General features: G+C 67.0%; 21 protein-coding genes, 1 tRNA gene and 1 riboswitch. Of the genes, 15 read left to right on the top strand and 7 right to left on the bottom strand.

Annotated features, from left to right (window positions below):
- Positions 1-21: 21 nt before the first annotated feature.
- From ACYVB7_RS14435 to aptA, 5 genes are all read right to left on the bottom strand, one after another.
- On the bottom strand, positions 22-2,406 hold the full coding sequence (locus ACYVB7_RS14435; protein WP_460508935.1) for a putative Ig domain-containing protein: 2,385 nt from the start codon (positions 2,404-2,406) through the stop codon (positions 22-24).
- Between the two features lie 105 nt (positions 2,407-2,511).
- Positions 2,512-2,598, bottom strand: a riboswitch (cyclic di-GMP riboswitch).
- A gap of 66 nt (positions 2,599-2,664) precedes the next feature.
- A complete protein-coding gene (locus ACYVB7_RS14430; RefSeq protein ID WP_460508934.1) occupies positions 2,665-4,071 on the bottom strand; it encodes a hypothetical protein in 1,407 nt (468 codons plus the stop codon).
- A 123-nt stretch (positions 4,072-4,194) separates the two neighbouring features.
- The gene (locus ACYVB7_RS14425) at positions 4,195-5,691 is read right to left on the bottom strand and encodes a CoA-acylating methylmalonate-semialdehyde dehydrogenase (RefSeq protein ID WP_460508932.1); all 1,497 of its coding nucleotides are present in this window, start codon (positions 5,689-5,691) and stop codon (positions 4,195-4,197) included.
- A gap of 74 nt (positions 5,692-5,765) precedes the next feature.
- Positions 5,766-6,410: a helix-turn-helix domain-containing protein gene (locus ACYVB7_RS14420; RefSeq protein WP_460508930.1), complete on the bottom strand. Its 645-nt coding sequence runs from the start codon at positions 6,408-6,410 to the stop codon at positions 5,766-5,768.
- Positions 6,411-6,470: 60 nt separating this feature from the next.
- The gene (gene aptA, locus ACYVB7_RS14415) at positions 6,471-7,862 is read right to left on the bottom strand and encodes an aspartate aminotransferase family protein (protein WP_460508928.1); all 1,392 of its coding nucleotides are present in this window, start codon (positions 7,860-7,862) and stop codon (positions 6,471-6,473) included.
- A 163-nt stretch (positions 7,863-8,025) separates the two neighbouring features.
- On the opposite strand from aptA, the gene ACYVB7_RS14410 reads away from it, so the two are divergent.
- Positions 8,026-8,991: a LysR family transcriptional regulator gene (locus ACYVB7_RS14410; protein WP_460508926.1), complete on the top strand. Its 966-nt coding sequence runs from the start codon at positions 8,026-8,028 to the stop codon at positions 8,989-8,991.
- 30 nt (positions 8,992-9,021) lie between these two features.
- Positions 9,022-9,097 (top strand) — tRNA-Arg (locus ACYVB7_RS14405).
- A gap of 156 nt (positions 9,098-9,253) precedes the next feature.
- Here the strand turns inward: ACYVB7_RS14405 and ACYVB7_RS14400 are convergent.
- Both ACYVB7_RS14400 and ACYVB7_RS14395 read right to left on the bottom strand, forming a co-directional pair.
- The gene (locus tag ACYVB7_RS14400; RefSeq protein ID WP_460508924.1) at positions 9,254-9,973 is read right to left on the bottom strand and encodes a lytic transglycosylase domain-containing protein; all 720 of its coding nucleotides are present in this window, start codon (positions 9,971-9,973) and stop codon (positions 9,254-9,256) included.
- 9 nt (positions 9,974-9,982) lie between these two features.
- Positions 9,983-10,387, bottom strand: coding sequence for a hypothetical protein (locus ACYVB7_RS14395; protein ID WP_460508921.1), 405 nt, complete (start codon positions 10,385-10,387; stop codon positions 9,983-9,985).
- A gap of 285 nt (positions 10,388-10,672) precedes the next feature.
- On the opposite strand from ACYVB7_RS14395, the gene ACYVB7_RS14390 reads away from it, so the two are divergent.
- The 13 genes from ACYVB7_RS14390 (at position 10,673) to sctN (ending at position 20,641) form a co-directional block, all read left to right on the top strand.
- On the top strand, positions 10,673-11,068 hold the full coding sequence (locus ACYVB7_RS14390) for a hypothetical protein (protein WP_460508919.1): 396 nt from the start codon (positions 10,673-10,675) through the stop codon (positions 11,066-11,068).
- Complete coding sequence (sctC, locus tag ACYVB7_RS14385) at positions 11,068-12,996, top strand: type III secretion system outer membrane ring subunit SctC (RefSeq protein ID WP_460508917.1); 1,929 nt, start codon at positions 11,068-11,070, stop codon at positions 12,994-12,996. The genes ACYVB7_RS14390 and sctC overlap by 1 nt, the downstream gene beginning before the upstream one ends.
- Positions 12,997-13,010: 14 nt before the next feature.
- The gene (gene hrpD5, locus ACYVB7_RS14380) at positions 13,011-14,006 is read left to right on the top strand and encodes an HrpD5 family protein (RefSeq protein WP_460508915.1); all 996 of its coding nucleotides are present in this window, start codon (positions 13,011-13,013) and stop codon (positions 14,004-14,006) included.
- A 29-nt stretch (positions 14,007-14,035) separates the two neighbouring features.
- Entirely contained in the window at positions 14,036-14,296 is a 261-nt protein-coding gene (locus tag ACYVB7_RS14375) for a hypothetical protein (RefSeq protein ID WP_460508913.1), read from the top strand.
- A gap of 30 nt (positions 14,297-14,326) precedes the next feature.
- Complete coding sequence (locus ACYVB7_RS14370) at positions 14,327-14,767, top strand: hypothetical protein (RefSeq protein WP_460508911.1); 441 nt, start codon at positions 14,327-14,329, stop codon at positions 14,765-14,767.
- 98 nt (positions 14,768-14,865) lie between these two features.
- On the top strand, positions 14,866-15,150 hold the full coding sequence (locus ACYVB7_RS14365; protein WP_460508909.1) for a hypothetical protein: 285 nt from the start codon (positions 14,866-14,868) through the stop codon (positions 15,148-15,150).
- A 94-nt stretch (positions 15,151-15,244) separates the two neighbouring features.
- Positions 15,245-16,000: a hypothetical protein gene (locus tag ACYVB7_RS14360; protein ID WP_460508906.1), complete on the top strand. Its 756-nt coding sequence runs from the start codon at positions 15,245-15,247 to the stop codon at positions 15,998-16,000.
- A 104-nt stretch (positions 16,001-16,104) separates the two neighbouring features.
- The gene (locus ACYVB7_RS14355) at positions 16,105-16,581 is read left to right on the top strand and encodes an HrpB1 family type III secretion system apparatus protein (protein WP_460508904.1); all 477 of its coding nucleotides are present in this window, start codon (positions 16,105-16,107) and stop codon (positions 16,579-16,581) included.
- A gap of 36 nt (positions 16,582-16,617) precedes the next feature.
- Complete coding sequence (locus ACYVB7_RS14350; protein ID WP_460508902.1) at positions 16,618-17,004, top strand: hypothetical protein; 387 nt, start codon at positions 16,618-16,620, stop codon at positions 17,002-17,004.
- 55 nt (positions 17,005-17,059) lie between these two features.
- Positions 17,060-17,872: a type III secretion system inner membrane ring lipoprotein SctJ gene (gene sctJ, locus ACYVB7_RS14345; protein WP_460508899.1), complete on the top strand. Its 813-nt coding sequence runs from the start codon at positions 17,060-17,062 to the stop codon at positions 17,870-17,872.
- A 9-nt stretch (positions 17,873-17,881) separates the two neighbouring features.
- Entirely contained in the window at positions 17,882-18,550 is a 669-nt protein-coding gene (locus tag ACYVB7_RS14340; RefSeq protein WP_460508898.1) for a type III secretion protein HrpB4, read from the top strand.
- Complete coding sequence (gene sctL, locus ACYVB7_RS14335; protein WP_460508896.1) at positions 18,544-19,287, top strand: type III secretion system stator protein SctL; 744 nt, start codon at positions 18,544-18,546, stop codon at positions 19,285-19,287. The genes ACYVB7_RS14340 and sctL overlap by 7 nt, the downstream gene beginning before the upstream one ends.
- A 31-nt stretch (positions 19,288-19,318) precedes the next feature.
- Positions 19,319-20,641, top strand: a complete 1,323-nt coding sequence (gene sctN, locus ACYVB7_RS14330; RefSeq protein WP_460508894.1) for a type III secretion system ATPase SctN — start codon at positions 19,319-19,321, stop codon at positions 20,639-20,641.
- Positions 20,642-21,222 lie beyond the last annotated feature (581 nt).

Here is a 21,222-nt window from a genome sequence, read left to right as displayed (position 1 = left end):
GCGCTGGAGGAAAAACTCAGCTCACTTGGAAATGGTGATGGGCAAAGACGCCTTGGCCGTCAGCCCCAGGTTGTCCACCACGGTGATGGCCAGGATGTACGAGCCGGCCACCGGCTTGGCCCAGGAGGCCGTGATGGTGGGGCCGTTGACCGAGAAGGTCATGCCCAGCGGAATGCCGGTGATGGAGATCTGGTAGGCCAGGGCCCCGGGGTCGGTGATGGTGATGGTGCCGCTGACCGCCTTGCCCGCCACGCCGGTGATGGGGGTGACCGCAATCACAGGCCCTGGGGTGGTGGCCGTCTGGATCTTGACGGTGTAGGTGGCGGTGCCGGTGAGCCCCGTTTTGGTGTCCTTTGCACTGATTTTGAGCGTGTGGGTGCCCACAACCGGGCTGGGCCAGCTGACCACGCCGGTGGTGCTGTGGATCGTCATGCCTTTGGGCGCGCCGGTCATGCTGAAGGTCATGGCGTTGGCCGACTTGAACGCGGCGGTGAAGTTCAAGCCCACGCCGGGCTTGCCGGAGACGGTGGTGTCGGCCCCCACCGGGGCGGCGGCGGGGTTGACCTTCACGGTGTACACGCCCTGCCCGCTCTGGCCGGTGACGGTGTCCTTGGCGGTGAGGGTCACGGCGTAGGTGCCCGCCACGGGGCTGGCCCAGCTGACCACACCCGTGGAGGCCACGCCCATGCCCGACGGTGCGCCGCTCAGGGTGTAGGTCACGGGGTTGGCGGCGGTGACCGATGCGGTGAAGGTGAGTGCCGTGCCAGCGGTGCCAGTCACGGTGGCAGCGGTGACCACGGGCGCAGGCACGGCCACCGTCACGCCCGACAACGTGGACACCAGGGCCGACACGTTGGGTGTGCCCAGGCCGGTGGGGGTGTCGTAGGCGGTTTTGCCCACGCAGGTGGCGCAGGCGCCGTTGCTGCCCTGGGTGATGTCCTTGAACGCAGCGGCGTAGGTGGTGGGGGCGGTGGAAATCTGGCCGTACAGCGGGCTGTGCGGTGCGCCCAACGCGGCCTTGCCTGCGGCGGCACGTTTGGCGTGGGTCACGGCCAGGATGCCGGCCCACTGTGGGGTGGACAGGCTGGTGCCCCCGGCGCTGACCCAGTTGACGGTGCTGCTGCCCGGCGTCATCACGGCCACGTACTGCCCTGTGGACGGGTTGGCGTTGAAGGCCACGTCGGCCACCGCCCGCTTGCTGAGGCTGCCCATGCCCGGCACGGCGCTGGTCTGGTACGACGGCACTGCCGTGTAGGCGGAAACGCCGCCGCCGGTGCCGCTCCACACCACCTCGCTGCGGGGTGTGCCGCTGCTGTAGGTGAGCGAGGTGCCGCTGACAGCCAGCACCTTGGGCGACACGGCGGGCCAGGACACGCCTGCGCCCGAATCGCCCGTGGCGGCCAGGTAAGTCATGTTGTTGCCCGTGAACACCGATTCCACAGAGGACGTCCAGCTGCCCTCATTGGCCCCCAGGCTCATGGACACGATGCCCGGCCCCATGGCGTTGGCCAGTTTGATGGCACCCAACAGCGCGTTGAGGCTGGGGTCGGCCGCCTCCACCACCACCAGCCGCGCCAGCGGGGCGGTGGCGTGGGCCCATTGCACGTCCAGCGCCATTTCGGTGGCCCAGCCCGAGTCGTAGGCCGGGGCCACGGTGGTCATGCCCCCGGTGGGGGTGCTGAACACCACCGACACCTCACACGCCTTGGCATTGGCTGCCGCCAAAGGCAGGGTGGCATTGGCGGCAATGGCCTTGGTGGTGCAGGTGGGCAGCCCGAACTTCTGGTTGAACGCCGCCAGCTCCGCGGCAATGTTGGGGTTGTGCTTCGCCCCGATGACGTAGATGGTCTGCCCCGCCCCCAGGTCGGCAGCCTGCGCTGCGGTCAGCCCGGTGGTGGACGCAGGCAGGGTCGGGAAGCCATAGGCCGCACGCACCTGGGCCGGGGTGTAGGTCACCACCGGGGTGCCGGCGGCCTGGGCGGTTTCACGCTCGGGGGTGTCCAGCCATTGCACACCGCCCAAGGGGTTCTGGGCCGCGTCGCGCAGGCGCTGGGGGGTGAGTTGCTCGGTGGACAGGTTGCGGTTGACCGCGGGGATGTGCTGGGCATGCGCCTGCTCGTGGGCCGACTGCCCGGGGTTGAGGGCATCCACATCACTGGGCTCGTCCAGCAGCACCGGTGCCAGGTGGAAGGTGGGCCGCGCCACGGTGTCGGACAGCTCGGCACCGTCGTGGCCCACGGTCAACGTGGTGGTGGCCGTGGCGATTTCCGCCGCCGGGGTCACGCTGGAGGGGGTGTCGCCACCACCGCCGCATGCCACCAGCAGGCAGGCCAGGGAGACCGTGGTCAGCCGCTGCAGGGCGGGGGTGCCGGGCCGACGGAAGGCGGGAGAGGGGACTGCGGTCATCAAGAGGCTCCAGGTGGGACATCGGGACCCGATGTGCGCCGGAAGGAGCCTCAAGACCACAGGGATTGCGTCAGGCCCTGGTGCCGTGGAGGCGGCAGGGCCTGGTGGGGCAACCCCGCTGCCATGCCCCAGGAGGGCGAAGGCCGGTGGCTTTGCGACCCCGCCTTTCGTGCGGGTGTGCCTTTGTCTGAATGTTGCCCGGGATTCTACCTATTTGATAAAAATGAAACAAGCGCAATTTTCAATTTATCAAATTACTCAGGTGCCGCATGCACCGTTGTCGGCCACCGTGATCTGCATGGTGGCGGTGGCCCCGGTGGCGTCGATCACCGTGACAAACACCTGCGTGGCCCCGTCCACACACGGGGTGACGGGCGGGGTGAGGGTGAGCACATCGCCGCTGACGGTGGCGGTGAGCAGGTTGGGGCGGCTGATGAACACCAGGTAAGGGGCCTTGCCCCCGATGATGCGCACCGGAATGGCCGTGCCCGCCGCCAGCCGCTCCGAAATGGTGAGGGCCGTGGGCGAGACCGACATGCGGGACAGCACCGCCGTCACCGCGACCGACACCGTGGCCGTGGCCCCTTCCGAGTCGCGCACCGACACCGAGGCGGGCCCGCCCACCTCCTGCAGGCTGATGCGCAGCACATCGCCACTGACCAGCACCCCACTGGCCACCGCCGCGGTGGCGTTGGTGGCCACCACGCTGTAAGGCGGCATGCCGCCGGTGATGCCGATGTCGGCGGTGGTGAACTGGGTGCCCGTCACGGCGGTCTGGGTCAGCGCCAGCGGGGCCGAGGTGGTCTGCACGTACACCCGTTGGGTGAGCGTGGCCCCGACCGCATCGGTGAGCGTGACGGTAGCGTTGCCCGCCAAGCCGGTGGCCAGGATGAGCGCCGCACCGCGCACCGTGGGGTTGACGATGGCCGTGTTGCTGGAGGCCACGCTGTACGGCGGCGTGCCTCCGCCCAGCGTGTAGGTCACGCTGTTGCGGGGGCGCAGCGCCAGGTTGGCGGGCATGTTGACGGTGAAGGCCAGCCCCGATGCCGACGGGATGGGCGCGGCCACGGTGACCAGCACCGATTGGGTCACGCCTTTGCTGTCGATCACGCGGATTTCGGCGTTGCTGCCTTCCGACACGCCGGTGATGGTCAGGCTGGTGCCGCTGACCGAGGCGGTGGCAATGCCGGGGCTGAGCGAGGTGGTGCTGAACGGGGCGGTGCCGCCGCTGAGGGTCAGCGTGCGGGTGGCGCCGGGTTGCAGGGCAATGTCGCGTGCGCTGATGCTGAAGCTGCCCTGCTGCGGGCTGTTGGTCACGGTGACGCTGACCGTGGCCTTGGCGCCCTTGGCGTCGGTCACGGTCACGTTGACCGGGGTGGTGTCCCCTCGCACCGCGGCAATGCTGAGGGTGCCGTCGGCCACCGAGGCCAGGGCCACCGCGCTGTTGCTGCTGGCGGCGCTGTAGGGGCGGGTGCCGCCGGTCACGTCCAGGCGGGACAGCTCGGAGGGCACCAGGGTGAGCGAGGCGGCGCCCGCCACCCGCAAGGCGCTGGCGCTGGTGTCGATGGGGTTGGGCGTGCCTTCGTAACCACCGCCGCAAGCGGTGAGCCCGGCGGTCAGGCAGGCACTCAGGCACAGCGCGGGAAAGAGTCGAAAGAAAGTCATGGTGAGAGGGGCTCGGACAAGAGCCGCCATCATGCATCAAGCCCCCCGCGGCATGAACACCCCGGGGGCGGCTGCCGTGACAGATTGGCCGCCCGCGTGGGTTTTGCGCCCGTGGCCCGCGGGTCAGCGGCTGCTGGGGAAGCTGAACACCGTGCCTTCGCGCACCCCGGCGCTGGGCCAGCGCTGGGTGATGGTCTTGCGCTTGGTGTAGAAGCGCACGGCGTCGGGGCCGTAGGCGTGCAGGTCGCCGAACAGGCTGCGCTTCCAGCCGCCGAACGAGTGGTAGGCCACGGGCACGGGCAGCGGCACGTTCACGCCCACCATGCCCACCTGGATGTGGTCGGTGAAGTAGCGGGCGGCCTCGCCGTCGCGGGTGAAGATGCAGGTGCCGTTGCCGTACTCGTGCGCGTCGATCATGGCCATGGCCTCTTGCAGGCTTTGCACACGCACCACGCCCAGCACGGGGCCGAAGATTTCTTCCTGGTACGTCACCATGCCGGGCTTGACGTGGTCGAACAGGCAGGGGCCCAGGTAGTAGCCGTCTTCATGGCCGGGCACCTTGAGGCCGCGGCCATCCACCACCAGGGTGGCACCTTCCTTCACGCCCTGGTCCACATAACCCTTCACCTTCTCGAAGTGGGGCTGGGTGACCAGCGGGCCCATGTCGCAGGCAGCGTCGGTGCCGGGGCCGACCTTCATCTTGGCGATTTCGACCTTCAGCGCCTCCACCACCTGGTTGGCGGTGTCGTCGCCCACACACACGGCCAGGGGCACGGCCATGCAGCGTTCACCACAGCTGCCAAAGGCGGCACCCATCAGCGCGTTGACGGCGTTGCCGATGTCGGCATCGGGCATCACCACGGCGTGGTTCTTGGCGCCGCCCAGGGCCTGCACACGCTTGCCGTGGGCGGTGCCGGTGGCGTAGATGTATTCGGCAATGGGGGTGGAGCCCACGAAGCTCACGGCCTTGACGCGCGGGTCGGTCAGCAGCGTGTCCACGGCTTCCTTGTCGCCGTTGACCACGTTGAGCACGCCGGGGGGCAGACCGGCGGCCAGGGCCAGTTCGGCAATCAGCATGGCGCTGGACGGGTCGCGCTCGGAGGGCTTGAGCACAAAGGTGTTGCCGCAGGCCACGGCCATGGGCCACATCCACAGCGGCACCATGGCGGGGAAGTTGAAGGGGGTGATGCCCGCCGTCACGCCCAGGGGCTGGAACTCGCTCCAGCTGTCGATGCCGGGGCCCACGTTGCGGCTGTGTTCACCCTTGAGCAGCTCGGGCGCGTAGCTGGCGTATTCCACGTTTTCGATGCCGCGTTGCAACTCGCCCAGGCTGTCGGCCAGCACCTTGCCGTGCTCGTCGGTGATGAGGGCGCAAATCTGCTGGGCATTGGCTTCCAGCAGTTCCTTGAGCTTGCTCATCACCCGGGCGCGCTTGAGCGGCGGGGTGTTGCGCCAGGCGGGGAAGGCGGCTTCGGCGTTGGCAATGGCCTGCTGCACCGTGGCCTTGTCGGCCAACTGCACCTGCTTGCTGCTGGCGCCGGTGGCGGGGTTGAACACGGGCTGGGTGCGGCTGCCGCCGGAAACGATCTGGCCGTTGATGAGGTGCTGAATGGTGGTCATGCGGTGAGTCTCTCTGTTTTTGATAGCTGCTTGCGCTTATGAATAAAGCGCCAGGGGCTAAAATGGTTAATGAATCAGGCGATATCAGGAACGGGGGTGGGCGTGGCCCGGGCGGGCAGCGTGGGCGTGATGTGACCCATGGCGCGGTCCACAAACAGGTCTTTCTCGCCCACGGGGGCAAAGTAGTGCAGCACCTCGCGGGCAGTGGCTTCGCCTTTCAGCCGGGCCAGCACCCAGGCGCTGAGGTACTGGGCCGACAGGCAGCCGCCTGCGGTGGCCACGTTGCCGTGGGCCACAAAGGGCTGTGCGCTGACGTTCACCCCCGCCGCCAGCACCCAGGGCTTGCTGGTGTTGTCGGTGCACGCGGGCAGGCTGCCCAGCAGGCCCAACTGGGCCAGCAAAAAGGTGCCCGAGCACTGCGCCCCCACCAGTTGCCGCGCCGGGTCCAGCCGGAGCTGGGCCATGAGGTCGGCGTTGGCGGCCACGTCGCGCGTCTTCATGCCACTGCCCACCAGCACGGCGTCGGCGGTGCAGGCTTCGGCCAGGCCGATGTGGGCGTCCAGCGTCAGCCCGTTCATGGAGGTGACGCGGGGCGTGGGGCTGGCAATGCTCACGCGCCAGTTGGCATCGCCCAGCAGGCGCACGCGGCCCAGCAGGCCGTAGGCGATGAGCGAATCCAGCTCGTTGAAGCCGTCGAACGTCAGGATGGCGATGTGCACAAATCAGTCCTGTTTTGATAGCTGCTTGCGCTTACAAATAAAGCGCTAGAGTCCAAAAAATCATGCAGTTTCTTGCAGCGTGTCGCCCAGGGCCGCCAGCAGGCTGTCGATTTGCGCCGGGGTGCTGATGAAGGGCGGGGCCAACTGGATGGTGTCGCCGCCGTAGCGCACGTAGTAGCCCTTGGCCAGCATGGCCATGGCCACTTCGTAGGGGCGCTTGGCGGGTTCGCCGGGTGCGGGGGCGATGGTGAAGCCCGCGGCCAGCCCGTAGTTGCGGATGTCCAGCACGTGTTTGGCCCCTTGCAGGCTGTGCACGGCTTTCTCGAAATGTGGGGCCAGCTCGGCCACGCGCTGCGGGGCGTTCTCGCGGGCCAGCAGGTCCATGGCGGCCACACCGGCGGCGCAGGCCACGGGGTGGGCGCTGTAGGTGTAGCCGTGGGCGAACTCCAGCATGTAGTCGGGGCCGCCGGTGGCCATGAAGGTGTCGTAAATCTCCTGGGTGGCCACCACGCCGCCCAGCGGCTGCGCGCCGTTGGTGACCTGCTTGGCAAAGTTCAGGATGTCGGGCGTCACGCCAAAGGCCTCGGCCCCGGTCCAGGCGCCCATGCGGCCAAAGCCGGTGATGACCTCGTCAAAAATCAGCAGGATGTTGTGGGCGGTGCAGATGTCGCGCAGGCGCTTCAGGTAGCCCTGGGGCGGGATGACCACCCCCGCCGAGCCGGACATGGGCTCCACGATCACGGCGGCGATGTTGCTGGCGTCGTGCAGGGCAATCAGGTCCAGCAGCTCGTCGGCCAGGGCCGCGCCCCGGTAGCCGCTGGCCTGCGCTTCGGCAGGGGGCATGCCCTTGAAGAAGCTGCCCATGGGCGGCTGGGTGTGGGGCAGGTGGTCGGCGTCGATGCCTTGGCCGTAGACCTTGCGGTTGCCCACGATGCCGCCCACCGAAATGCCGCCAAAGTTCACGCCGTGGTAGCCCTTGACGCGCCCGATCAGCCGCGTCTTGCTGGCCTGGCCCTTGGCACGCCAGTAGGCCCGGGCCAGCTTGAGCGAGGTGTCGGCCGATTCAGAACCCGAGCCGGTGAAGAACACGCGGTTGAGTCCCGCGGGCATGCGCTCCACGATCTTGTTGGCCAGCTCGAACGACAGCGGGTGCCCGAACTGGAAGGCGGGCGAATAGTCCAGTGTGGCCACCTGCTGCGCCACCGCGCGGCTGATGTCCTCGCGGCCATGGCCCAGGCCGCAGGTCCACAGGCCGGAGAGGCCGTCAAACACCTGCTTGCCGTCGGCGTCCGTCAGGTAGGCCCCCTTGGCGCCCACGATCATGCGGGGGTTGGCCTTGAAGTTGCGGTTGCCGGTGAAGGGCATCCAGTGCGCGGCCAGCCATTCGGCGTCGGTGCGGGGCTTGCCGTCGGGCGTCAGGGTGGCCAGGTGCTGGCGGTCGGTCATGTCCATGGAGGGGCTCCAAAAGCGGTGGGGGCGGAACAGGGAAAAGCCCGGGGCCCAGGCGTTACGCGCAGGGCGGGCATGCGTTGCATTGTGGGAAGGGCACTTGCATGCGGTAAAGTGAAATCAATACAGATTCACTTGCATGGATCTGCAAGTTTCAATGCCTGCCATGCCCCAGCCCGCCTCACCCCACCCTGCCGTAGCCCCCCGCTCGCCGCGTCGCGCCGTGCTGGGCCAGATCAGCGATGCCGATTTGCGCCTGCTGCGCGTGTTCCAGGCCGTGGCCGACTGTGGCGGCATGACCGCCGCCGAGCTGGAGCTGAACATCAGCACCTCCACCATCAGCCGCCACGTCAAAGACCTGGAAACCCGCCTGGGCCTCACGCTGTGCCGCCGGGGCCGGGGGGGCTTTGCCCTCACGCCCGAGGGCGAGCGCATCCACGCCGAAACCCGCCAGCTGCTGGCGGCCACGCAGAGTTTTCGGGCCAGCGTGGACGAGCTGCACCAGCGCCTGGGCGGGGCCATCCATGTGGCGGTGTTCGACAAGACGGCCAGCAACCCGCAGGCCCACATTGCGCAGGCGGTGGCGCTGTTTCGCCGCCAGGCCCCCGAGGTGGTGCTCAACCTGCATGTGGCGCCCATCCAGGCCATCGAGCGCGGGGTGATGGAGGGGCAGTTCCACCTGGGCATCATTCCCGAGCATCGCCGCAGCGATCGGCTGATGTACGACGACCTGTTTGGCGAAACCATGCTGCTGTACGCCGGCGCGGGCCATGCGCTGTTTGCGGTGGACGATGCGGCGCTGGGCTGGGCCGAGGTGCGCCAGCACGCCTTTGCCGGGCTGGGCTACCACTCCCCCAACATGGAGGTGAGCCACCGCGAGCGCCTGCAGCGCACCGCCACGGCCTATGACCAGGAATCGGTGGCCACCTTCGTGCTGTCGGGCGACTTCCTGGGCTTTTTGCCCGACCACTACGCACAGGGTTTTGTGGCTGCGGGCCAGATGCGGGCGGTGCGCCCCGACGAATTTCGCTACCCCTGCCGCTTTTCGGCCATTGCCCGCCGCTCGCCCGAGCCGGACCGCACCACGCGCCTCTTTCAGCAGTGCCTGGTTCAGGCCCACCGCGTCGGGTAAACTCCTGGGTTCGCGTGTGCAACACACCACGCGGCTGTAGCTCAGTGGATAGAGTATTGGCCTCCGAAGCCAAGGGTCGTGGGTTCGATCCCCGCCAGCCGCACCAAAATCAATGACTGACGTGGGTTTCACATGGCCCACGGTCTTCAAAGTCATGCCTTCAGAGAACAACCAGCTTTCACAGCTGGGTCAATGGCCCCAATTTCTCATTCCCCCGGCATCCACATTCCCGACGGCCCGGCCTCTGATGCATTGGGCTTGATCAGCGCCCCGCGTACAACCGCAAAATTTTGCGAACGTAGTCTTGCGTTTCGCGGTACGGGGGAATGCGGTTGCCGTGCCGTTTGACGGCCCCTTCTCCGGCGTTGTAGGCCGCCAGCACGAGTTCCACCTGGCCATCGAACTGCTGATGCAGGTCGCGCAGATAGCGTGTGCCCACCTCGATGTTGGTGGCGGGGTCCAGCAGATCCTGCGGTGTGTCCACCCCGTAACGCGCCCCGGTGGCGGGCATGATCTGCATCAGCCCCAAGGCCCCCTTGGGGGAGCGTGCATGCGGCTGCGCCGCCGACTCCACGTGCATGACCGCGCCCACCAGCCGAGGGTCCAGACCCTGGCGGACACTGGCCGCCGTCACCATGGGCCACCACTGCAAGTGGGCCAGCTCCACCGGGGCGGGGACGGGCAAGGGCGGGGTGAGGGGGAAGACGCGCGGCGCAGACCGCGGGGGCGAGGGAGGAGGCCTGTCTTCCATGCCGGGCAAGAGTCCATCGGGACGCAACACGGCGGGGGCCGCCTCGGGGTCGGGGGTTTCAAACGCGGTGCACTGGCGCACTGCGCCGCCAAACCGCACCGACAGGTCCAACTGGGCCACACGTTCACTGCCGTCGGGCATTTCGCAGCGGTAGCGCAGCGCGGCCTCGCTGGGGAACGTGTACAGCGCCGCCATGGCGGCGGCCCACAGCCATGGGCGACGCGGTATCACGGGGTGCGGTCAGTTGGCGGTGACGCGCAGCGGTGCCAGCTCTTGCTCGGCCGCGTCCAGCAGTTCCGTCACCTCGCGTGAGGTGCCCTGGCTGTTGGACAGCAGCGTGGAGAACTCGTTGATGGCGTTTTGCAGGTCCAGCTCCTCACCCGCAGGCGCGTTGGTGGCCGCAGCGGTCGGGGCGGACGGGATGGCCTGGGCACCGCCGTACAGCAGCGCATGGGCCCGGTGCAGCTTCAGCGCCACGTTGCCCACGGCGCGAGCACCCTCTTCGTCCGGGTGGGCGACGGCGATGACCTTGATGTCGGCCATCAGCTGTTGAAACCGTTCGATCTGCACCTGGACCGTGGCTTGCACCGATTGCAGCGAAGAAAAGAGGTCGACGTAACCGGCGATGGAGGGGGCTGCTTGCATGGAAATGCTCCTGTGAGTGGTGACCGCGTGGCGGCCGATCAAAGACCCTTTGCGCAAACCCCGTGATGGGCTGTCTGTTTGCGCATGGCAGGCATGTTGGCAAAGGCCCCTTCTTCCCACACGGCATGAAGCGAAGCCAGGCGCAGGCATGCGAAGCGCAAAACAGGAACGCCGTCGCTCGGGGCGAAAGCTTCGCAGTGACGCACGCCGCTTCGCCTTGGTGGACCGGCATTCGGGTGGGGCTTCCTACCCTTAGGCGGTCATCAACTCCTGGAGGACCTGACCATGTCCATGTCCGTCACCGGCGCGAGCCCCGTGGGCTTCACGCCATCCCCGCAACCGCAGAGCAGCGATGCAGACACGTTCTCGCAACTGCTCAATCAGTTGGCCAGCAGCTACGGCATGTCGCCGCAGCAGCTGTTTGACTTCATCACCTCGGCGATGAACCAACCCGGCGGAGGCAGCCTGTCCCCGTCGCAAACCCTGCCCTCATCCGGCGCGGGTGGCCTGGGCGACGTCGGCGGCAGCTCCGGCGCCGGCGGTGGCGATTTGAAGAAGGTGCTGGGGCAGTTTGCCGCCAACACCCTCCAAGCCGGGCAGGGCATGATGAAAGAGGCCATGGAGAACTTCTTCAAGGAAGAAGAGCCCGACGAGGACGATCCGGACGCGGAGCCGCTGTGATGCGCACGGCATTCACCCTTCGCCAGCGGACGCTGGTGGCCGCCTGTCTGGCTGTGGCCGCGTGCTGCCAGGCCGCGGAGCCGGTCCGGGCGTCACGCCAGGCCAACACACCCGACCGAGTGGCCGCCACCGCGCCGCGCGGTCTGGGGGCCAAGCGTTTTGTCTACCGTGCGGAAAGCAAGCGTCTGGCCGACGTGCTGCAAGACTTTGCGGCCAGCCAGGGCTTGCCCGTCGTGATCGGTGATGGGGTGGAAGGGGTGGTCAGCGCCAGCTTTGACACCACCGCCGAGGGCTTCCTCAACGCCATCTCCAAGGCCTACGGCGTGCTGTGGTACCACGACGGCACGGCCCTGTACTTCTATCCGCCCAGCGCCATCCAGAGCCGCCTGTTCCGCCTCAAGGGTTACAGCCGGGAAGAGGTGTTGGGTCTGCTGGAGTCGCTGGGCCTGGGGGACAAGCGGTTTGCGCTGCGGTTTGACGACGCGCAGCACACGCTGCTGGTCTACGGGCCGCCGCGCCATGTGGAACTGGTGGCGCAGGCGCTGGAATCGCTGGACCAGGGTGCCACCGAAGGCAACGAGCGCGTGGTGCGTGTGTTCCCGCTGCGTTTTGCGTCCGCGGGAGACCGCGGCCTGGGCGACGTGAACCTGCCCGGCATCGCGTCCATCCTGCGGGGGCTGTACGCCCGCACGGGGACCGAGGCGGGGGCCGGAGAGTCGCAGGGCTCCCGGCCCGTGAGCCAGAAGATCAAGTCCATGCAGTCGCTGTACGGCAGCGGCAAGATGATGCCGGACCTGCCTGCGGTGTCCCAGGAGGGCATGCCGACGCCCGACAAGTCGGGAACGCCGCCCAGCACACGCACCCTGCGCAGCCCGGTCAATTTCGAAGAAGACCAGCCGGCCTTCGAGGCTGATGAGGGCACCAACTCCGTCATCGTCCAGGGCCGAGCCCACCGCATGCGAGAGTACGAGGCGCTGATCCAGCGCCTTGACCAGAAACCCGTGCTGGTGGAGCTGGAGGCCATGATCATCGACGTGAGTGAGGACAACGCCCGCTCGCTCGGCATTGACTGGTCGTTGCAAGGCTCCAAGGGCTCGTTCTCCATGACCTCGCCGGGCGGTGCCGCACCGCAGTCGGGGGGCGGTTCCGGGCTCACCAGCACGGGCACCTACACCATCGGCACCGTGGTGGCCGATGCCGGGCGCCAACTGCTGATGCGCATCAACGCCTTGCAAGGCGAAGGCAAGGCCCGGGTGGTGTCCAAGCCGTCCGTGCTGGGCGTGGCCAACCGACCCGCCATGATGAAGGAAAAGCGGGTGGCCACGGTGCGTGTGGCGGGCAACCTCGACGCGCGCCTGTTTCAGATCGAAGCGGGCACGCTGATGCAGGTCACACCCCAGGTGATCGCCGATGAGGGGGGCAACCAGATCAAGCTGTCCCTCTACATCGAGGACGGCAACTTTGAGGCCAGCTCGGTGGACCAGGTGCCGGTGGTCAAGAAGACCGAAATCCGCACCGAGGCCCATGTGCGCGAGGGCGAGAGCCTGCTCATTGGCGGCCTGATGGTGGAGGCGCAGACCGAGCAGGAATCCGGTGTGCCGGGCCTGCGCAACGTGCCGTTGGTGGGGGGGCTGTTCCGCTGGAATGGCAAGACCAGCATGCGCACCGAACGCATGTTCCTCATCACGCCCAAGGTGGTGGGCAGTCGCTCTGCGCCAGCCCCTGTCAACGTGGGTGCGGTCACCCCTGCGCCGGTGCTTGAGGCAGTGCCTGTGCCAGTGCCTGTTCCTGCCCCCGAATCTTCGCGTCTGAAGTGGTCCATGAACCTGATGTCCACCCGCATTTCTGCGGCGGATTTGCAGGGTGAAGGGGCTGCTGCAGACCAGGAACGTGGCGTGCAGTACGCAAACCGCCACTCCAACCCCTGAGAGGTTCGCAAATCATGAAACAGCTTCGTGTTTTGACCGGTCGCCACGCAGGTGTGCAAATAACCTTAAGTCCATCGAAGTACCGCATCGCAGCAGACGAACAGGCAGACATCCAACTCGTCGACTGGCAGGTGCAGCCCCTGGACATTGAACTACTGGAAGAGGACAACGTGTTGACCATCACCTCATCGCTGGCAGACATCGCAGAAGGCACGACCCCGTCGTTTGCCGACTTCGAACCCCGCCGCTTCGGCGACGTGGTGCTGTGCGTCGGCCCGGTGGGGACGGCATGGCCCACCGACGTGGAGCTGCTGGAGCGCCTGATGCGCCCCGCCGTGAAAGCCGTCCAAGTGGTGCAAGGTGCTGCCGCCTGGAGCTGGGCACGTGCCGCCTCGGTGCTGGCCGCTGCCGCAGCACTGGCCACTGGCGGTGCGTTTGCCGCGGTGGCCCTGCAGCAGAAGCTGACCCCCAAGGTGAATGTGGTTCCCGAACCCCTGCCCAGCCAAGTGACCCGTGCGGTGTCCGAAGTGGGCGTGGAGGATGTGTCGGTCCAGGCCGTGGGTGAGCGTGTGCGGGTGGAAGGCCTGCTTCGGGACAGCGCCGAGGCCCTGGTCCTGCGCCAACAACTGGCCCGCTTTCCGGCAGAGCTCATCGAACACAAATACGCCGCGGCATCGGAAATCGCCCAAAGCATTTCAGACGCCCTGGGCACCCCGGGCCTGGTGGTGACCTACCGCGGCCAGGGCGTGTTTGAGGTGAGTGGCCGCGCCATGCACCTGGACAAGGTGCGCAGCGCCGCCAGCCGCATCGCCACCGACCTGGCACCGCTGGTGCGGGCCATCGAAGTGGCCGCCGCCGAGTCACCCGCCCCCGACACCGTGCCCGTGGGCGCGATGTTGTCCACCGACGGGCTGAAGTATGTGCAAACCCGCGACGGGGCCAAACACCTCTCGCTGTCGGCCGATCCGCCCAGGGGCATCGGCGAAATGCGGACCGCTTTTTCCCGCTGAACCCCCAACCCACACGGAGCCCAACCATCATGAACGAACAACTTGAACAAACCGTCTTCGGCGACCTGACCGATCTGGAGAAGTCCCTGGCCGAAGACACCAGCGGCGAGCGCGCCCGTGCCCTGCTGGGCTACTTCACCGAAGTGGCCAAGTCCGCCGAAAACATGCTGCTCAGCGCAGCAGCCACCGAACGCCAATTGGTCACGCAACTGATCGAAGGCTTCCACGCATCACAACGCATCGTGCGCCATGTGTGGGAAACCCTGCACAGCACCACGCTGGTGGTCTGAACCTCACCGCACGAGCCCAGGAGATCCGACATGTACCACGCCTATGCCCATCAGGCCACCGACTTCACCCCGATGGGGGTGCCCGCCAGTGGCTACCCCGAGGTCTACCGCCGCTTGATGACGGTGGGACTCCTGGGGGCGGTCTACCGCTGCATGGACGACGCCGAGGTGGTCAACACCGCGGTGGAAGCCACCCTCGACGACCCCGCCTTCTACCGCATGTGCCGCGCCATTGCCGTGGGCATGGGGGGCGAAGTGGGCTACGCCCGCGAACAACTGGGCAGTTATGTGGAGCAAAACCCCCACGACGACAACGCGAAGGTGGCCATGGCCGTCTCGCTGATGTTTGCAGGCGACGCGGAGTGGAAGCACTGGCTGGACAACGTGATGGCCACCAGTTCCGAGCAAAGCGCACGCGAAGCCGCCAACGGCGTGCTGACCTTCCTGTCGGCATTGCAACAGGCGCACTGAGTTTTTTCTGGGGTGCCCGATGGGCGGGCATCCCAAACAACCCGCCACCAATCCCGGTGGCATGTCAACGCGGTCAACCGCACTTTTAGGAGATCACCATGTCTTTGTCTAACCTCACCTCTAGCAACGTCGGTTCGAGCTCCGGCGTCGGTATGTCTTCCGGCCTGAACATGCTGCAAAACGGCGGAGCCCAGCTCAGCGCCGCAGGCACCAAGGCTGCCGCCCAAGACGGCACCGACATGATGGGCCAGATCCAGCAAACGGCCGCCATGCAGATGAAGTTCCAGACCGAAATGGGCCTCATCCAGATGATCGTCAAGATGAATGAAGCCCTGGCCAAGATGTTCAAGGCCATCGGCGAAGCCATCAAGGGTCTGGCCTGATCGCAATCCCCTCGCGGCGGGCGTCAGCGCACCGCCAGAAGGGGCACCTTTCTTCACTTCACATCGTTTTTTCTTCTTTCTTCAAGGAATCATCATGTCCATCTCCGCTGTTTCCAACCAACCTCAAGTCCTCAACATTGGCAACCAATCTCCGGCGATGAACGCCATCTCCACGGGGCTGGATGTCGCATCGCAAATGACGCAGCTGATGAATGCGCTGCTGATGAACCTGCTGCGCTCGGCCCAGCAAGCCAACCAAGGCATGGGCGGCATGGGTGGTGCTCCTTCGCACAGCCCCGCAATGGGTGGTCTGGGTGGTGCTGGTGGCCTGGGTGGCGCTGGCGGTGCTGGCGGTGCTGGCGGTGCTGGCGGTGCTGGTGGCCTGGGCGGACTGCTGGCCAGCTTTGCCGAGCTGCTGCAATCCCTGACCCCGCTGCTGAAAGCCCTGAGCGGTGGCGGCATGGGCGCCAACGGCCCTGCCTCTTCGCTGGCCCACGGTTTGGGTGGTGGTCTGGGTGGCGGTCTGGGCGCCAACCCCCTGGGCAATGCCGGCAGCCAGATCGGTTCTGCCATCGGCGGGGCCATCGGTGGTGCACCGGGTGCGCAAGTGGGCGGAGCTGTCGGCGGTGCTGCGGGCACGCTGCTGGGCGCCGCCACCGGTGCAGGCACCCCGGCCACCGGCATGGTCACCAACGCCGTGAACACGTCGGCAACCCTGGGCAACATGACCCCCGAAGCCGCACGCCAATGGGCCCTGGCCAACGGTGGCGACAACATGACCAATAAAGACGTGCAGCAAGGCGTGCAGCTCTACAGCATCTTCAACACCGGCAGCAACAAAGTGTTTTGAACAACGCCTGTGGAAGGCATGCAGCGGATGCGCTGTATGCCTGTCCTCAGCGGAACGTGTTCCGTTGAGGACAGGTCATTTCCCTCCCAACTGGAGTCCCCACAATGGATCCGTTCTTCACCCGCAAGCCCTTCATTGCCGCGCTGATCGAAGTCATCAGCAGCGCCATCTCGCACAACCGCCTGGACGATGCCGAAGCCGTGCTGGCCGGGGTGCGTGTGCTGCGCCCCCGCCTGGCCGAGCTGGACACGTTCGAAGCCTGGATCGCCATCAAGCGCGGGCATTGGCAAGACGCGATCCGCACCCTGCACAAACTCGACGCCTCGGCGCAGAACTGGAGCCTGGGCAAGGCCCTGATGGCCTTCTGCCAGTTCGCGGTGGGGGATTCCGCCTGGAGCATCAGTGCCAACGAGGTGCTGGAAGGTGAATCCACCGCGGAAGCCCGCGGCCTGGTGAAGCTGCTGATGGGTCCTGGCGCCAACGACCTCAACGACGACGAAGACACCGCCGCGGCCATGGCCACGGGCTTTGCCGACTACGACCCGCGCGCCATGCATCACTCGGCGTTCCTGAGGGCCTGACCGGCTCCCTCGCGCCCCTTACCCAAGGAGTTGACCATGACCGTTTCCGCCGTTGGCGGGGTATCCGCCTCGCAGGTTCTGGACCAGGCCGCCACCCGCCCCGACACCCTGAACAACCTGGCAGACCAATTCAGTCGCATGGTGCAGCAGCAGCCGACTCCCCAGGTGCCCAACGAAACCGCGGTGGGTTCGCAGTCGGTGGTGTCGCACTTCATCCAGGCGCAGGAAGGCGTGATGCGCCAGACCTTCGACAAGGTGCGTGCGTTCTCGCTGCAAGCCCCGGCCATGAACCCCAGCGAACTGGCGTCGCACCAGATTGAGCTGACCTACCAGCTCTCCATGGTTCAGGTGCAATTCAACGCGGGCGTCTACATCTCGCAAAGCAGCAAGAGCGGCCTGCAAACGCTGATGAAAAACCAGTGATGGACGGCCCCAGCGTGGCCTTTGCGACACGTGTGCCCCGACCTGGAGAGACGACATGAACATTCGACCCCCCTTCCTGCGTTTGCTGCACGGCGCCCTGGCCCTGTGCATGGCCGTGGCCCTGACCGCCTGCAAGACCGACCTGTACACCAAACAGACCGAGGCCGATGCCAACAGCATGGTCTCGGCGCTGCTGGAAAACGGCACGCCCGCCACAAAGGAATCGCCCGACGGTGGCAAGACCTGGAGCGTCAAGGTCGAGCAGGACGATGTGGTCCGTGCCCTGGCCGTGCTGCGTGCCCAAGGGTTGCCACAGGACAAACACGTCAACCTGGGCGACATGTTCAAGAAGGAAGGCCTGATCTCCACCCCCACCGAAGAGCGTGTGCGCTTCATCCACGGCGTGTCACAGGAACTGTCGGCCACGCTGGCCCAAATTGACGGGGTGGTGACCGCCCGGGTGCACATCGTGCTGCCCAACAACGACCCGCTGGCACCCGAGGTCAAACCCTCCAGCGCCTCGGTGTTTGTGAAATACCGTCCCCAGGCCAACCTCACCGCGCTGACCCCCGCCATCAAGAACATGGTGGCCCGCAGCGTGGAAGGCCTGTCCTACGCCAACGTGTCCGTCACCCTGGTGCCCGGCGCCATGGTGGCGCAGGCGCCGCCGCCCGAGTCCACGTCGGTCTGGGTGTGGGTGGGTCTGGCCGTGCTGGTGCTGCTGTTGGGTGGTGTGGGCTGGGTGGCATGGCGTCGTCCGGCGTGGCTGCCCGCGGGCCTGGCGCGTCCGGTGCCCCCGCCCGTGGCCACCCCAACCCCTTCCGCCCTGACCGCCCCGTCAGCGGCCAGCGCCGCCACGGCGGCTTGAGGTGGCTGCATGAGCGCTCGTGACGCCTTCCTCCCCTCCCTGTCACCAGGGGCTCCGCCCGACCCCCTGCGCCTGGCGCAGCTGGCCCTGGCCTTTCAGCACCGGCTGGAGCAGTTGCCCCACAGCACGGATCCCAGCTGGACCTCGTGGGCGGACGTGCAGTCGGCGTTTGAGCCCCTGCAGCCCAGCGCGGCCCGCAGGTGCGCCGTGACCACGCTGTTTGCCCGCCGCTGCGGCCCGCTGCCCGAACTGCCCGAGCTGGCCACCCCGGGCGGGCGGCTGGCGCTGCTGGAGCGGCATGCCCTGTTGTCGCGCCTGTGTGCGCTGGCGCTGTTGAGTCGGCCCGGGGTAATGCGCTGCTGCATTGAACGCCGCACCCGCCTGGCCATTGAATCTGCCTTGGGCCCGGCCCTGGGGGCCTTGCGCGCCGTGGCCCACGAAGGCCCGGTGGTGCCCGCCCCCGTGGCGGCGTGGATGCCCATCCAATGGGCCTGCGTGGGCTACACCGACCTGTGGCGTGCGGGCGTGTGGTCGCACCGCAGCCTGCGCCGCATGGTGCGCCTGGTGTTGCCCGTGCGCTGGCCCCTGTCCTTGAGTGCCGTGCCCAGCCCCCACCTGCCCACGCCCGAGGCGCTCAGGCGTTTGCACCCGCTGTTTGAAGGAGAAACCTCATGGTGATCTGGTTGCACGGACGCACCGGCGACGTGGGCGTGGAAGACGGCATCGTGCCCGCCGCCCATGTGGGCGATCTGGCCGAATTCGACCGGCTGCGCCACGCCCTGGAAGAACGCCACGACCACATCGTGCAAACCGCACACGACGAGGCTCAGGCCTTGTTGGCCCAGGCCCGCCAGGAGGCCGAGCAGCTGCGGGCCCAGGCCCAGGCCGATGCCGAACGCCTGCGCCAGGAGGCGTACGAAGATGGCCTCCGAAAAGCCGCGCTCGAATGGCACGAACAGCAAACCGGGCGGGTGATCGACAAGGCGCAAATGGTGCGCGGCATGCACGAGAAGCTGGCCACCATCGTCACCGCGGCGGTGGAACGCATCGTGCACACCGAAGAACGTGGGGCGCTGTACCAACGGGCCTTGCGCAGTGTGCAGGGCCTGGCCCAGGGGGCCTCGGCCCTGGCGCTGCGGGTGAATGCCGGCGATTACGAACATGCACAGGCCGCCATCAACTCGCTCAAGGCCCTGCAGATGCATGGGCTGAACATCGAGGTGAAGGTGGACCCCGCCCTCAAACCCGGCGGCTGTGTGTTCGAGTCCGAGGTGGGCATCCTGGATGCCAGCCTGCAAACCCAGCTGGACGGCCTGCGCGCCGCCATGGACCGCGCCGTGCGCAAAGCCATCACCGAAGGCGAGGGCGACAGCCTGGGCCTGGGCATGCACGAAGACGCGCACACCCCGGCTTGACCCCCCAAACAAGAAACCCCTGACACACGCCATGAGCGACATGCACCAATTCACCGAGCTGATGGAAGCCGAGCTGGCCTCGGCCTCCATGGTGGGCCGCATCGGCAAGGTCACCGAAGTCATTGGCACGCTCATGCGGGTCAGTGGCCTGGACGCCCGCCTGGGCGAGCTGTGCGAAGTGCTGGACGAAGACGGCACCGTGCTGCAAACCGCCGAGGTGGTGGGCTTTTCCGGCGGGCGCAGCATCCTGTCGCCCTTTGGCTCCATCCTGGGGGTGCGCGGCGGCACCCGCGTGATGGGGCTGGGCCAGGTGCTGTCCGTGCCGGTGGGCGAGGCCTTGCTGGGCCGCGTCATCGACAGCCTGGGCCGCCCCATCGACGGCAAGGGCCCGGTCAACACCACCGAATCCCGCCCCGTGTTTGCGCTGCCGCCCACCCCCATGGAAAGGGAAATGATCGAACGCCCCTTGCCCACCGGGGTGAAGATCATCGACGGCCTCATCACCCTGGGCGAAGGCCAGCGCATGGGCATTTTTGCCCCGGCGGGTGTGGGCAAATCCACGCTCATGGGCATGCTGGCCCGGGGCACGCAGTGCGACATCAGCGTCATTGCGCTGATTGGCGAACGCGGGCGCGAGGTGCGCGAGTTCATCGAAATCATCATGGGTGAAGACGGCATGGCCCGCTCGGTGGTGGTGTGCGCCACGTCCGACCGTTCGTCCAGCGAACGCGCCAAGGCCGCCCACGTGGCCACCGCCGTGGCCGAGTACTACCGTGACCAGGGCCTGAAGGTGCTGCTGATGATGGACTCGCTCACCCGCTTTGCCCGTGCCCAGCGCGAGATTGGCCTGGCCGCCGGGGAACCCCCGGCACGGCGGGGTTTCCCGCCGTCGGTGTTTGCCGAAATCCCGCGCTTGCTGGAGCGGGCGGGCATGGGGGCCAAGGGCTCCATCACCGCGCTCTACACGGTGCTGTACGAGGACGAAAGCGGCAACGACCCCATTTCCGAAGAGGTGCGAGGCATCCTGGACGGGCACATGATCCTGTCGCGCAAGATCGCCGCCCGCAACCAGTACCCGGCCATCGACGTGCTGGGCAGCCTGTCGCGGGTGATGTCGCAGATCGTGCCCAAGCCCCACCAGGCGGCGGCGGGCAAGCTGCGAAAACTCATGGCCAAGTTCGACGAGATCGAACCGCTGATGCAAATGGGCGAATACAAGCCCGGCAACGACGCGCTGGCCGACGAGGCCGTGCAAAAGCAAGCCCTGATCCGCGACTTCCTCTGCCAATCCACCGACGACCTGTGGGACTTCAACCGCTCGGTGGGCACGCTGGCGCAGGTGGCCGAGGCCTGACGGCGACGAGTACGACCCGACTGAATCAATCTCAAGGTGGATCAGAAACGTTTCTTGCGTGGATAAAAGGAGAGCCAAATGGGAAATTGCCTTAAGCCAATGGATCGGTCGTATCCAACGCCAAGCTACTACGTCGGCGCAACCGCAAACTCCGCGAGGACCAGCAGCGCGTAAACAAGCAGTTCTGGTTCTACCCAAGGCATTGAAGGGCTGAGGTCACGTGCGGCGGCTGGCCTTGGCGATGCTTCACAAGTTGCGAGTTCCAGCGCACCCCGGACCGCGAGCCTCGGACTCTCCAGCGTGAGTCGGGCTTCCGCGGTGCACACCGGAAAGGAACAGACGGTGGCACAGCTCAACGCCTTGAGCCGCTCGATAGCGGATCGGACACAACTTTCAACCACCGGTTACCAGACGGCGATGGACCGTCTAAACAACCGCCACAGGACAGACGCCCTGAACCGCCCCGGGTTTCAAGGAGGCCGGTTGGTTTAAGTTGACACCTCTGGCGAGGTGTCGCTGGCGGCGAGTTGCCCCCAGTAGTTTGCCTCAGCTTCTGCCGGAGGGATGCCCCCAATCGGCGT

This window comes from Hydrogenophaga soli (assembly GCF_054777695.1).
This window is presented reverse-complemented; position numbering and strand designations above follow the sequence as displayed.